A 12,189-nucleotide genomic window follows, 5' to 3' on the forward strand; every position below is an offset into this window, starting at 1 on the left:
CTCCCGCAGGCAGCACTCATTGGAAACACAGGTTTCCGCAGAGAGCATTCAAAGGAGCAACGTCTCGGATCGATTGGTCCGGGGAGTTGCGATTTGTGTTCTCTCCGATTTTCCAGCGCGAACCCTCCATCTCGACGTCCGCGCGGCGTCACGCAAAAGGAGGCGGTTATGCCTGCCAACAAAACACAGAGCGACGTTCGGGCGTCCAATACGCCGATCTGGATGGCCGAAAAAGTTATCCAATCCCAGATCAGCCAGATCAAGCCCTATGCCAACAACAACCGCGTGCACGCGGCCACAAATATCGACAAGCTTAAGGCATCGGTGGCCCAGTTTGGCTTTGTCACTCCGATCCTGTTGGATGGTTCGGGCACAATCATCGCGGGTCATGGCCGCTATGAGGCCGCTAAAGCCCTGGGGTTGATGTCCGTGCCGACTGTTGTCGTGGATCACTTGTCAGAAGCGGAAGTGCGCGCTCTGCGCATTGCGGACAATAAGCTGGCGGAATTGTCGGACTGGAACGAAGCGGCGTTGCAGATCGAATTTGCCGAGCTGATGGACCTCAGCCTTGATGGCGAGTTGAACTTTGATCTGGACATCACAGGGTTCGAAACACCGGAGATCGACATCATTGTCGACAGCGTCGGTGAGGTGACGGAATCTGTAGCGGAAACTGTTGAGACGCCGGACCCTGCGGCACCCGTAGTCACGGAGCGGGGCGACCTCTGGGTTCTCGGAGATCATCGCATTTTCTGCGGGGACGCCCTTCAAGCCCAGAGCTACGACACCTTGCTGGAAGGCGAGACCCCGCAGATAGTCTTCACCGATCCGCCTTACAACGTGCCGGTCAATGGACATGTGCGGTCCGGCAATAGCGCCGAACACCGCGAGTTTGCCATGGCGTCGGGAGAAATGTCTGACAGTGAGTTCCGCAGCTTTCTCTCAGGCGTGATCAACCGGCTGTTTCACTGCTTGCCCGACGGAGGCACTGCGATGATCTGCATGGACTGGCGTCACATCGAAGAACTGATTGCGGTGGGCAAGGCAGCTGGATTGGACCTCATCAATCTCTGCGTCTGGAATAAGACGAACGGAGGCATGGGCAGCCTTTATCGCTCCAAGCACGAGCTGGTTTGCATCTTCAAGAAACCAGGTGCTGCGCATATCAATAATGTCGAATTGGGCAAACACGGGCGCAACCGGACCAATGTCTGGGATTACGCCGGTGTGAACAGCTTTGGGGCGGGGCGCGAGGCGGACCTCTCAGATCATCCCACCGTGAAACCGACAGCTTTGGTGGCGGATGCCATCATGGATGTGAGCCACCGCGGCGATGTCGTGCTGGACGCCTTTGGCGGGTCCGGCGCAACCTTGCTGGCGGCAGAGAAAACTGGGCGCCGGGCGCGGCTGATTGAGCTCGACCCGGCCTATGTCGATGTCGCCATCCGCCGATGGCAGGAGATGACTGGTGAGAACGCCGTGCACGCGGTGACCGGCCAGACGTTCGATGCGCATTCTACGGCAACCGATGCCACTTCAGAGCCGGAGGCGGATCATGTCTGACGATACGAAGGAGTATGCGGTTGGCTACGGCAAACCGCCCAAAGCAACCCAATTCAAGAAAGGCCGATCCGGCAATCCGAAAGGGCGGCCGAAAGGTGCTAAAGGGGTTAGTGCCAGCCTGAAACGCGAATTGGAAGCCAAGATCACCGTCCGCGAAGGCAACCACGAAGCCCGGATTTCCAAAGCGGAGGCAATTGCAAAGCGGCTCACTGCTGGCGCGTTGAAGGGCGACACGAAATTGCTGATGGCGCTTCTTAAGGTCGACGCTGATCTGTTCGGCGGTTCAGATGATGGGAACGAACAGGCCAGCGCTGCTTTGGAAGGGCCGGACAAGGTCGACTATGACATCCTCCGGGATTTCTTTTCCAGCGACCCGGATGGTGACGGTGGTCCTGAGAACGAGGAGGCGGAAGATGACGGCTCCTGATCCAAAAATGGTCCAGCAAGCCGCGCGCGAGGTTTGCCGGAACAATTTCTTTCCCTTTGTGTGGCGTGTGTTTGACGCGCTGCACCAAGGGACTGACCACAGCTTTGATCCGGCTTGGCATGTGCGTGCCATGTGCCACGAATTGGACAACGTTCGCCAAGGCGAAAACAAGCGGTTGATCATCAACATCCCGCCACGTTGCCTGAAATCGGTCACCGTAGCCGTTGCATATGTCGCTTATCTTCTTGGGCACAACCCCAGCGCCAAGGTTATTGTTGCCAGCTACGGGCTGGATCTGGCGCGCAAGCATTCCGAAGATTGTCGTCGGATCATGTCTGCGCGCTGGTACCGGGAAATGTTCCCTGAAACTGTCTTAGCTAAAAAGGGCAACACCTCAGAAGAAATCCGCACCACAAAGGGAGGCAGCCGTAAGGCTGTCTCCATCGGCAGTTCTGTGACTGGACATGGTGCCGATTACATCATCATCGATGATCTGCTGAAGGCGGGAGATGCGGGTTCCGAAGCTGAACTGGTCAAGGCACAGGAGTTTATTGAGGGAACCTTGCTGTCGCGCTTTGACAACCCGGCCGAGGGGCGCGTTGTCATGGTTGCACAGCGGTTGCACGAGATGGACCCGCCGGGCTACCTGCTGGAACGCGGGACCTATCGGCACCTAAATCTGCCTGCCATCGCCGAAGACCATGAGACGGTCCCTCTTGGGCGTGGAAGGGTCATGCGCCGCAAACCTGGCGATCTCCTGTGCCCGTCGCGTCTGGATCAGCAAACGTTGGATACGAAGCGTCGCGAAATGGGCGCGGCCGTGTTCAATTGCCAGTATCAGCAGAACCCGATTGCTCCCGACGGGTCGCCCTTGCGCTGGGAGTGGTTTGGCACCTATGAGACCATCGAAGATCGCTGCTGGTTCCAACTGGTGGTTCAGAGCTGGGATACGGGCATGTCGGCAGACCCCCGGTCTGATTTCTCTGTCTGTACAACCTGGGGGTTCCGCGAAAATGGGTGGTACCTTCTCGACGTCTGGCGCGGGCAGGTAGACTACCCAGACCTGAAAGCCAAGGCACTGCAACTTGTCGACCGTTGGGATCCCGATCGTGTCCTGATCGAAGATGCGGCCTCCGGCAAACCTCTTTTGGACGAATTGTTTCGTGATGACCGTCGGCGCTACGAACGCATTAAACCCGACAAGGACAAGGAAACCCGGTTCCAGTCCGCTTGCGGTCCTGTCGAAGAGGGCAAGGTTTATCTGCCTGCAGATGCACCCTGGCTGGCAGCGTTCAAACGGGAGCTTCAGTCCTTTCCACGCGGACGCAACGACGATCAGGTCGACAGCTTTGCCCACTTTGTGAACTGGTCCAAGGGAGTGGGGTTCTATCGGGCGCTAGGCCATGATCATCAGATAAACATCGAACGTCGCGAGCGCCGTCGCGAGCGGATCAGACGGCGGTAGAACCTCAGCGTCAAGCTTGAAATCTCGTTGAATAGTACTGGGAGGGCCGATGTCGGACCAATCCCTAGAGCGGCCCCAATGACCGCTCGCAACCACAAACCGGTCTAATCGCTAATGCCGTCGGATGACGGCTTTGAGCCCAAAGCAGAAGTTTGAATGGATCTACTGCTCGCATGACTTTGGCCATCAAAACAAGTTGTCCCGTCTGGCATCCGCTTTCACGCAAAAATCTCGACACAATCAAATAGTTGATTTTGTATTGCGTCTTTGGCCAAGTATTAGTTGGAACCATAGAAGGAACGACAATGAAGAAGTTTTTGACGCCCACCGCTGTACTACTTGGGGCTCTGACGGTTGCAGCATGTGAAGATACTGGCAGCTCGACTGTTTCATCAGAACTCACTCCGGCCCAGCAGGCATGCCTCCGTGATGTCGCCAATACGACGAACAATTCGCAAGTCGTGGTGCTGTCGTCTGCGTTCAGCGAGGCGGGAACACAAGTAACCGTCGGCGTTGGCGAGGATCGTGCCCCATGGAATTGTATTGCTTACAGTGATGGCGCGACAGCTGGTATCGAGTTCCTGGGCGACGAAGGCGCATTGTGATCTATTTGGTGCGCGGCTGAACACCGCCGCGCAACACTGGCTTGCTCTTCGGAAAACTCGACTTGGTTTGTAGAATAACCACCATCGTATTCGCGATCTTTTACCTGCTGGCTTTGTTTGTGTTCTTGACGGGTACATTTGGCTGGTTTGAACAAGAAAGAGACCCTTTGTCTGGGGTGTTCCTTTTGCCGTTGGGATTGCCTTGGATACTTGTATCGGACTTGGTTTCAGAGCCATTCAAACCGTGGTTCGCAGCGATTGCACCCGTGCTTAACCTGTTGGCATTGGTCTTAACTTGCAAATGGGCACGCAGTTTGCGCCAGAAGTGAAGGCGGAGCTCTGTCTCACCAAAAAGGAGGAAAACATGGGAAAAGTGATCTTGGGTATTGTGATCGGGCTCGTCTTAGGTGTGGTTGGGGCGATGACCTTGGGTGGCGGGGCCGCGATGGGTGTAGGCGTTGCGACAGGTTTGTCCGCCGGTGTCTGCTCCACATTGAAAGGAGCACAAGCCGAGAACCTGATCACCGCCGAGCAAGCGGATCAGATCCTCAACCGCGTAAATTCCGAAATGGCATCACTGCAAGGAATTGAAACGACGGGCGAGATCGTCGGTAGCGCACAGGCATGCGATGAGTTTCTGTCAAAGTTACAAGAAGCGAAGTGAAGCTCCGCTTTGTACGGAACAAAACTGTAAGAACAAGCTAACAGGGAACCATCTGATGAAACCCTTATTAATCAAAATCTTCACACCCATGTTCGCAATCGCGGGCACAGCTGCTTCTGCAATGTCTGAAGCAGACGACGCTTGTATCGACCATTTGCGGCAGGTTGGTGGACCAGACGGTCAATCCGGAACGATTGAAAGCTCTCAGTTCTCGGAAGCTGGTACGCTCGTCATGCTGCGAGGCGCAGGCGGAACACTTTGGCGCTGCATCGCGTACAAGGATGGAAGCATCGGCGAGATGTCGGTTGTCGAGGCGATGGATGATGGAGGAGGAGCCATGGCAGGCGCAGCCGGATCTACTAGTAGCCAACGTGTCAAATTTGATGCTGGTTCAACTGGCGCAGAACTCGTCGGTGAACTCGCGCCCGGAGCGTCGCAGCAATACGTTCTGGGTGCCAAAAACGAACAGTTTCTTTACGTCCGCGTTGCTCCGCGAAATGGCTCCTTGGGCTACGTTATTCGCAACCCCGATGGTTCTGAACTGTTGGGATTGATGTCGGCGGACAAGGAGTATCGAGGGCAGCTTTGGCAATCTGGTGATCATGTTGTGGAGGTTATCAATCGAAGCAACTCTTCCGTCGACTACAACGTAATTTTCGGAATTGAATAGGTGATCAACCAGAAACCCGGAAATGTATTCCCAAAGAAGCTAGGAAAAACAGATGAAATCCAAGTTCCTGTTGGTGATCGGCACGGCGTGTACTGCTGCGCTTGCAGCATGCGACGAGAGTGACGGATCGGTGGATGCAAGTGCACCAACTGTGGGCAGCGCTAGCGATCTTTCGTCATTTGAAGGGGCAAGAGCGGGCCAAGCTGAAATGGGCATCCAAAGTCTCGGATTTGAACTCATCCGAAGTGAAGGTCTGACCTCGTACTGGTTTAACAAGGATACTGGTGCATGTGCTCGGACTACGACGTCTGAGGGAAGGTACTCAGAAGTAGCTATGCTGCCATCAGGTGACTGCTGACAAATTTCCATCAATCCCAAATCTTGAAGAAGGAGCTCAAACTTGCATTTCGACCTGGCACACGCGGCGGTCATCGTAGTCGCCTTGATCATCACTAACCTGGCATTGAAATCGGCTGGCGTGATCAACGAAGAAAACAAGCACCAATGGAATTGGAAAGTTTTTCTAGCCTACTTCGTGGTCGTCGTTATCATCAATCTGGTGTGGCCTATTTAAAGTTCCACAGCGGAAAGCTAACTGCCCACTTGATATGGTCGTCGTGAATTAGCCTTTCCGAGAGACTATCAGGTCGCAAAGGTTTGGGCATCAGAGGTTCAAGAATAGAAAGGAGTTGGCATGCGGTTTTTTGCGTCCCTCATATTCATTGGTTTTCTCGCAACCGCTGCGAACTCTGACGTGACCAGTCGAAATGGCGGTCCAACCAACAGTCAAATGCTTTCAAAGGGGGGTGACGGAGGCGTTGATGGTGTCGCTTTCTTTCGCCCAGTCTTAAGCGGAGTGTTGTATCGATCCGGTTTCAAGGGCGGCGACAAGGATCGAACTGGCCTGAGTGAAGGTCAACGCGAAACTCTGTGCAATGAAGGGTTTTCAACCGGTTTTTATGCCGACTTTGGCAAAAACACCGAATACGGTCGCACCAGTTGTGGAAACGGGTCCCTTGACTATCAAAGCGCCAGATCCTCCCGACCCGGTGCTGTCATGGCGTCCATACACGAGGTGATTGAAAACCCTGGAAAGGGCCCTGTTCTGGTGCACTGTATGTGGGGGGTTCATTCCTCAGGTGCATTGTCGGCGATGGCGCTCGTTCAGTTTTGCGGTTGGACAGAAGAAAGGGCCAAGGAATATTGGAATGATGCCCGAAATGGGGCCCCATGTTCAGGCGGGTGCGACCAGTGGATCGACTCAAAATTCTCCAACTTTAGTGTTGACCCCAAGTTGAAAATCTCCACCGAACAACAGGCAGCGATTTGCCCTAAATGATACCGGGAGGACTATCCAAATGAAGTTCAATCTTCTGGGGTCACTTGCTCTCATTGCACCCACTGTCTTGTGGGCGAACGACGATGTTCTAGGTGAAGCCACGACATTTGGTAGTCCCAATGGTGTTATGGAACGCTGTATTCGGATCGAAAAAGTTCCAACGGGCGAGTACAAGAACAGCGATCTTGAAGAAGAAACTGCCTATTGCGAGATCGATTTCTATGCCTCCGAAATTGCCATTTGCCCGAAAACCTGGAGCACCAGCCCAGGAATGGCCGTCTACAATATTTCGGAAGGACCTTACATGGGGAACCGTTCTGAATTCGAGAGAAACGCTTGCAAAGAGGGGAAGGCAGCAAAAGATCTGGCCATGGACAGGGTGGCTAAATTCAAGTCCACCATGAACCAAAAAGGCACCAGTGGAACGTTTTCCACGTCTTCACTGCTTTACTATCATTTCTCCAGATATTTCGACGCGACTGTCAAAGTTCCAGTCGCCGTTTGGCGTAGCATGGACGCCCAGGCGCATTTCTCCGAGGTCGCCGAGCCTGGCCTTGCGATTTCTGGTGGCTCTCATGGCGGGCGCATGAACCACGAAGGCTGGCGGGTCTTCGCAGCTGCGGATGCTGACCCGAACTCATACCAGCCAACCGACGATCTGTTCACCGCAGATCGAACGCAAATATATGGTGTGCTGCTTGATAGCCCTGGGCATCGATACGGCTCGGAAATCAACGGCACCCGTAAATCTGGTTGGGGGAAAGGTCAGAACCGCGATTTTCAGGAAACCCCCGCTTTCTTGGCTTTGCGGTCTTCAAAACCATTGTCAGAGGCAATCGCAGAGGGCGTCGGAGAAGGCAGAAAAGACCGGATGATCAACAAGGATCTCGGTCCCGATGTCAGCGACCAACAGATGGCATTTTGGATGCAAGAACTCTCCGAAATTGTTCTCCTCGACTTCATCTTTAGCCAGCAGGACCGCGTAGGAAACATAGACTTCACACCCTATTGGTATTGGGTCGAAGACGGAAAGCTGAAGCATAAGAAAGCGAAGCACCATCAGCCAAAGGATGGAGATGTTCCTGCCCACGCGCTTTTGATCCGTCGAAGCAATCTAAACGACAACGATGCTGGGGGGCGGGTCGAGTATGCCAACTTCTCGAAATCTACTCAAATGCTGGAGAAAATGCGGCACTTCTCTCCAAGCACCTACCGGCGCTTGGTTGCTTTGAATAATGATCTTCAATCTCAAGGTCCCGTCTACGGCTGGTTGTCGCAAAGCTTTGGGTTGTCAGACAGTCAGATTGCCCAAGTTGTGAAAAACACCGAGCTGGCAACGTCCATTCTCCAGGACAATTGTTCTAATGGTGATTTAATGTTCGACTTGGATCCTGTCACATTCTTTTTGAGAAACGACACCGAGGTAGAGGCAGTGGACTGTAATGCCCCGTAAGCTTTCCACCCTTTTTACGGCGTTCATTTGGACCGCTCTGATCGCCTGCAAAGCGGTGGCATTGGATGTTATCGTCATATCGGATCTGAACGGAAGCTATGGTTCGGTAAGATACGATGCCCGCGTCGACAAAGCGATTGAGCGGATAGTCGAGATTGATCCCGATTTGGTTATTTCGACCGGAGATATGGTTGCGGGACAGCGCATCCCCAACTTATCCGACAAACAGGTCAGGGAGATGTGGAAGGCGTTTCACGAGGCCGTATCAGACCCTTTAGAGGCTGCCGGCATTCCATTTGCGGTCACGCCTGGGAACCATGATGCCTCTGCGTACCGTGGGTTCGAGCGTGAAAGAAAAATATACGCAGAAGAATGGGAACCAAGAAAACCAGACGTCGACTTCCTGGTTTCGGATGACTACCCGTTCTTCTACGCGTTTGAGATGCAGGGCGTAACGTTTGCATCTTTGGATGCTACGACCTTAGGGCCGCTATCCGGTGATCAACAGGACCGACTTGTGGAACTGGGTGCAAATGGAGACCCTATTGTGACTTTCAGTCATCTTCCGCTTTGGCCCTTCGCGATCCAGCGCGAACGCGAAATCATCGGTGACTCAACACTTGAGAAAATCTACCTGGAAAGCGGTGTCGTTCTGCACCTGTCAGGCCACCATCATGCCTTCTATCCCGGTTGGAAAGACGGTGTGGCCTACGTCTCTCAAGCTTGTTTGGGAGGTGGTCCGCGTCGGCTTATTGGCGATAGCGCCAGATCACCTCACAGCTTCACTCATGTTAAGTTCCAGCCGAACGGAGAGTTTGGGATAGCAGTATATCGAGGGCCTGATTTCGAAAGGTCGGTAAACTTCAAGTCGCTCCCGAAAGAGATCAGATCTCCGAATGCTGTTTTGAAACGATTAGACCTTGTGAAATGACTAGAGGTTGAGTTTCAGTTCGACTTTTTCTGGGACCAGATCGTTTACCATCTCTTCTATCCGGGCTTCTGAAAGTCCTCCCGAGGTGATGAAAAGCAACGAAACGCGAGATTTTCCTGGGACGTGGTGTTTTCTGACAAGCTTCCAGCCAGCGTCTGCGGCCATGGCTTCAATGTCTTGGCTGACTTTCAATGAGTGTTCTTCATCCGAAGCCTTGAGCGAAACTTCCACGCCCTTGTTTCGCCCTCCGAGCCAAATGAAGCACCAACACACAATCGCCACCAGAGTGGCCATCAGCGGTAAGCCCAAACCGACGGCAAGACCAAGAACCGTTACGATTATCATTTCGACTGTATCGACCGGATCATCCAGATTGGAGCGGAACCTGAGCAACGCGCCGATGCCAAAAATAACGAACCCAATCATTGACCCGTGCTGGACTACCAGGAATCCCACAGCCATTCCAATTAGCGCGTAAAGGAAGAACAGTCTGGGCATAACCAGATCGCTGACACTTCGGCGTGCTTTACGTCGAACGGGATGATAAACAATCAAAGCGGTCAAAATGATCGTTACAATGACGTCTAGCGTGAAAAAGTAGAGTTCCTGCTTGCCGCGGAACTGAGTCCAGCCTCTTTCAATCACTATCTCTGATTCGGACGTTCCTGCGAGCAAGGAAGCAGGATCAATTTGAGAATGGCCAATACTAGGCAAAAGCACGGCCGAAAGGACCGATGCTATTGAAAACAGCTTACTCAAAAGTCTTTCCCTCCCGCTGTACCGTCGAATAGTCGCTCCAAAGTGCGTAACTTGAAGCAATCACTCCACACCTCTCGACCAAGTCGCACGCCCATAAACTAATTCAACCCTATGAATTTACATTCGGTAAAGCCTTGCGGGATCAAACATCATACTTCCGCAAAATACTGTGTTAGGTTGGACAACATCGATTTTTGATCGAATATGAACCAGATCCACACAAGCGCAGATTTATCTCGAATGAACCAGTCAAATGACCGGCACAAACGAAGAGTAGCGAAGGTAATTTGCGCGAGCCTTGCTGTGGTCGCCAACACTTTGGCGTTAACCAGCCCAGTGAGAGCGCAGACTGATATGTTGGAACTTATTGAGTCTTACAAAGTGGCAGACAAATCAGAGGGCTTTTCTGAGCCATCCGGATTGTCGCTTTCCAGTGTTCATGGATTCTTGTGGGCAGTAAGCGATGAAGCATCGAAGCTGCACCTTCTGGGAGTAGATGGAGAGCTAAAGAATTCGTTCAAACTTCCAGAACATCTAGGTGCAGACTTGGAAGGTGTCGCTGGAAGAAATGATGGGTCTGTATTGCTGTTACAAGAAACTGACCGATCTATTGTAACGGTCCAACCTACGGACCCAATCAAAGTCAATTCTACTCCACTTTCTTCACTCAGGGGCTACGGCAAAGTTGCGGAAATGCTTGCTGAGAACCCTTTGAACAAGGGACCGGAAGGGATCACTGTAGATCAAGACTCTGGGCAAGTATTCGTAGTCATTGAGGGCCAGCCAAGGCTTCTGCTCGTCATTTCCTCGGAAATTGATGAAATTATTGGAGTAGTTCCATTAACGGCTGAAGCTGGTTTTGTTTCATCTCGTGCCGACGATGACGAATTAGACATCAGCGGGATCGCCTGGTCCGGCGAGACCAAGTCTTTATGGATACTCAGCGATGAAGGGCGCCGAATATTCGTTTTTGATCCTGAAGTTCTGACGGTCAAAACTATCGACATAATTTACTCCAAAAAGGATGAAGTAAAGGAAGTGAAGAACCCTGAGGGGATAGCTTTGGATGAAAGTGGTGGCGTTCTATACATCTTGACCGATGATGGAAAAAAGTCACGCCTCTACGCATTTGTCTTACCGCAAGTTTGATTCCCGAAACAAACTCGCATTGGCTTGTCGCATTCAATTGTACAAAAAGGAAATGGCCACCTCTTCCCGCATCTCGGGAGTTGCGAATCCCAGTTTCGAATGTCCGGTTTGGGCTGCGACCAGCTATTCATGCAGGCCGCGGAGAATGGCCACGTCGGAGCCCAAAGCAGACACACCCGTAGCAAAATGATATGGTCATAGAACCAGAGGCGCTCATACATTCAGGAACCGTACTTTACGGAGTTCGGACAAATGATCCTGCGCATCTTTCAGGTCGTGACTCGGCCAGGCAAAGAGGAAGAGTTCAGCAAGTTCTTCCATGAAACAGCTATACCCTTGATGAGAGGTACTAAGGGCATCGTTCAAGTGTTTCCTGGTGCCGCACGTGCTGACACACCACGAGAATTCAGCTTTGTCATGGTGTGGGAAAACCTAGAATCACTAAAGGCGTTTGTCGGCGAAAACTACCAGAGCCCGCATATCGATCCGGCGGAGGCCGAATTGGTCGAGTCGCGTTCTATCAAGCATTATGAGCTGGTCCAATAAGGGCCATGGCTGAAAGCTAGGAAACAACTCGGGGGAAATAATGATCAAAGGGAAATGCGGTTGCGGAGCCGTAACCTATCAGATGACATCACAACCCATGTTCGTGCATTGCTGCCACTGTAGCGAATGTCAGCGACAAACCGGAGCAGCCTACGTCTTGAACGCCATCATTGAGGCTGATCGCGTGAAGTGCAAAGGGCCAATCACCGAAAATGAGCTCTCCACTCCGAGCGGGAAAGGTCAGATTATTACGCGCTGTAGGGATTGCGGCGTCGCCGTTTTTAGCAGCTACATGATCCGCCTTGGAAAGCTAAGGTACGTGCGCGTCGGAACACTGGAAAACCCGGATCAATGTCCTCCAGATGCACAGATTTTCACGAGCAGCAAACAGGCCTGGGTGCCACTCAGCAAGGAAATTCCTATCTTCGAGGAATTCTACAAATTCGATGAGGTGTGGCCGCAGAATTCGTTGGAACGTTTGGAGACTGCTCTATCCTGACGGATCAGTCTTTGAAGCTGAATGGCGGCGTTTGTCCGCAAATAGGCGTTTGCAAAGCCCGACGAGCAAGGCCCGTTTTGGGCTGAAAACACTACAAAGCCACAGCCGCAAATCGCAGG

General features: G+C 52.7%; 14 protein-coding genes. 13 read left to right on the forward strand and 1 reads right to left on the reverse strand.

All coding sequences use genetic code 11. From position 1 onward, the window contains the following. Positions 1-168: 168 nt before the first annotated feature. The 10 genes from ACR0C3_RS08570 (at position 169) to ACR0C3_RS08615 (ending at position 9,117) form a co-directional block, all read left to right on the forward strand. Positions 169-1,563 (forward strand): site-specific DNA-methyltransferase, encoded by a 1,395-nt coding sequence (locus ACR0C3_RS08570; RefSeq protein WP_480758069.1) that lies wholly within the window; start codon positions 169-171, stop codon positions 1,561-1,563. Beyond that, a complete protein-coding gene (locus ACR0C3_RS08575; RefSeq protein WP_480758070.1) occupies positions 1,556-1,990 on the forward strand; it encodes a DUF5681 domain-containing protein in 435 nt (144 codons plus the stop codon). The genes ACR0C3_RS08570 and ACR0C3_RS08575 overlap by 8 nt, the downstream gene beginning before the upstream one ends. Beyond that, positions 1,977-3,455 (forward strand): phage terminase large subunit, encoded by a 1,479-nt coding sequence (terL, locus tag ACR0C3_RS08580; RefSeq protein WP_480758071.1) that lies wholly within the window; start codon positions 1,977-1,979, stop codon positions 3,453-3,455. The genes ACR0C3_RS08575 and terL overlap by 14 nt, the downstream gene beginning before the upstream one ends. A gap of 305 nt (positions 3,456-3,760) precedes the next feature. Next, the gene (locus ACR0C3_RS08585) at positions 3,761-4,060 is read left to right on the forward strand and encodes a hypothetical protein (protein ID WP_170644394.1); all 300 of its coding nucleotides are present in this window, start codon (positions 3,761-3,763) and stop codon (positions 4,058-4,060) included. A 301-nt stretch (positions 4,061-4,361) separates the two neighbouring features. Then, entirely contained in the window at positions 4,362-4,724 is a 363-nt protein-coding gene (locus ACR0C3_RS08590) for a hypothetical protein (RefSeq protein ID WP_170644391.1), read from the forward strand. 121 nt (positions 4,725-4,845) lie between these two features. After that, positions 4,846-5,394 (forward strand): hypothetical protein, encoded by a 549-nt coding sequence (locus tag ACR0C3_RS08595; protein ID WP_480758072.1) that lies wholly within the window; start codon positions 4,846-4,848, stop codon positions 5,392-5,394. A 400-nt stretch (positions 5,395-5,794) separates the two neighbouring features. Further along, the gene (locus tag ACR0C3_RS08600; protein WP_170355752.1) at positions 5,795-5,968 is read left to right on the forward strand and encodes a hypothetical protein; all 174 of its coding nucleotides are present in this window, start codon (positions 5,795-5,797) and stop codon (positions 5,966-5,968) included. Between the two features lie 120 nt (positions 5,969-6,088). Beyond that, positions 6,089-6,733, forward strand: coding sequence for a protein-tyrosine phosphatase family protein (locus ACR0C3_RS08605; protein WP_170681742.1), 645 nt, complete (start codon positions 6,089-6,091; stop codon positions 6,731-6,733). Positions 6,734-6,752: 19 nt separating this feature from the next. Next, on the forward strand, positions 6,753-8,186 hold the full coding sequence (locus tag ACR0C3_RS08610) for a hypothetical protein (protein ID WP_480758073.1): 1,434 nt from the start codon (positions 6,753-6,755) through the stop codon (positions 8,184-8,186). Further along, positions 8,176-9,117 carry a metallophosphoesterase family protein gene (locus ACR0C3_RS08615; RefSeq protein ID WP_271952812.1) on the forward strand — a complete coding sequence of 314 codons (942 nt, stop codon included), beginning with the start codon at positions 8,176-8,178 and terminating at the stop codon, positions 9,115-9,117. The genes ACR0C3_RS08610 and ACR0C3_RS08615 overlap by 11 nt, the downstream gene beginning before the upstream one ends. Here the strand turns inward: ACR0C3_RS08615 and ACR0C3_RS08620 are convergent, their stop codons facing one another. Beyond that, entirely contained in the window at positions 9,118-9,876 is a 759-nt protein-coding gene (locus ACR0C3_RS08620) for a DUF4956 domain-containing protein (protein ID WP_480758074.1), read from the reverse strand. 204 nt (positions 9,877-10,080) lie between these two features. Between ACR0C3_RS08620 and ACR0C3_RS08625 the strand changes: the two genes are divergently transcribed. The 3 genes from ACR0C3_RS08625 to ACR0C3_RS08635 all read left to right on the forward strand — a co-directional run bounded on the left by ACR0C3_RS08625 (position 10,081) and on the right by ACR0C3_RS08635 (position 12,070). Then, on the forward strand, positions 10,081-11,025 hold the full coding sequence (locus tag ACR0C3_RS08625; RefSeq protein ID WP_480758075.1) for an SdiA-regulated domain-containing protein: 945 nt from the start codon (positions 10,081-10,083) through the stop codon (positions 11,023-11,025). A 252-nt stretch (positions 11,026-11,277) separates the two neighbouring features. Beyond that, positions 11,278-11,571, forward strand: coding sequence for a putative quinol monooxygenase (locus ACR0C3_RS08630; RefSeq protein ID WP_480758076.1), 294 nt, complete (start codon positions 11,278-11,280; stop codon positions 11,569-11,571). A gap of 40 nt (positions 11,572-11,611) precedes the next feature. Continuing rightward, entirely contained in the window at positions 11,612-12,070 is a 459-nt protein-coding gene (locus tag ACR0C3_RS08635; protein ID WP_480758077.1) for a GFA family protein, read from the forward strand. The last annotated feature ends 119 nt before the right edge of the window (positions 12,071-12,189 follow it).

It is taken from the genome of Ruegeria sp. CK3 (assembly GCF_056536565.1).